The organism is Nonomuraea turkmeniaca (genome assembly GCF_005889735.1).
Lineage (GTDB): Bacteria > Actinomycetota > Actinomycetes > Streptosporangiales > Streptosporangiaceae > Nonomuraea > Nonomuraea turkmeniaca.
Genome location: NZ_VCKY01000561.1, coordinates 1 through 962, shown reverse-complemented (window position 1 = coordinate 962; position 962 = coordinate 1). Strand labels below are relative to the sequence as shown.

The following is a 962-nucleotide window of genomic DNA, read 5'->3' as shown; positions in this document are numbered from 1 at the left end:
CTGGCTGGGCTGGCAGTGCGCCACCATGTTGCGCCGCTTCGGCCTGCGCGAGCCGCTGGCGGTCAGGACGGTGACCGCATGATCCGCGTCAATGCGGGACGTACCGATCGCGGCTGCCTGGTGCGGCGGGCGCTGGTCGCGCTGGTCGCGGTGGTGGCGGCTCTGCTGCTCGCCGCGGCTCCGGCCACGGCGGGCAGCGGGGCCGCACCGCCCCTGCCGGGTGAGATCGTTCACACCGAGACCGTGCGGATGAGCGATCAGTCCACGATCACCGTATCGTTCACCAGGTGGCCGATCCGCGCCATGCAGTCGCTGGACTTCGCCTTCGAGCCCACGGGCGGCATCGACGGGCGTACCGGGCTGGTCACGACGGTAACGCCGACCGGCGACCGCAGGGGGCTGAAGGGCATCGTCCTGCAGCGCCGCGGCGACAGCATCGTGCTGCCGCGGCACCCGCGAGCCCGCCAGGTCTGGGGACTGGACGTCGTCTCGCTGCAGGAGGAGGGTACGTGGCGCTTCGAGTTCGCCGTGGAGGGTCCGGGCGGGACCGCGACGGGGGTCCTGCCGGTCCCGGTGATCGGGCAGCCGGGTCCGCCACTGCCGCTGAGCTGGACGATCGCGTTGGCGCCGTGGGCGCCGGTGGCGGTGCTGCTCGGGGTCGGCTGGCGGCGCACCCGGCAGATCAGGAAGAGCGCCCGACCCGCCTGGAGTGGCTGAGCGACGGCCTGCTGGCCGTCTTGCCGCCGCTGGCCGGCTGGCTGCTGGGGCAGGACGCCCGGCTCGCCGTGCTGCTCCCGCTGGCCTGCGCGCAGTCGGTGGCGTTGATGTGGTCGCGGCGGTTCCCGCTGGCGGCGCTGTGCGTGGTCGTCGGACTGGAGCTGGCGCTGATGGCCCTGCTGCTGATGCCGGTCCTCGTCGGTCCCCTCGTCGCCGCCTCCCGTCTGGGGGCGTGGGGCCGGGGG

2 protein-coding genes are annotated in these 962 nt (G+C 74.2%); both read left to right on the top strand.

Features of this window, described 5'->3' with window-relative positions:
• The first annotated feature begins 78 nt into the window (after window positions 1-78).
• On the top strand, window positions 79-717 hold the full coding sequence (locus ETD86_RS54520; RefSeq protein ID WP_211370947.1) for a hypothetical protein: 639 nt from the start codon (window positions 79-81) through the stop codon (window positions 715-717).
• A gap of 20 nt (window positions 718-737) precedes the next feature.
• A partial coding sequence (locus tag ETD86_RS54515; RefSeq protein ID WP_211370946.1) for a hypothetical protein occupies window positions 738-962 on the top strand: 225 nt, incomplete at its 3' end.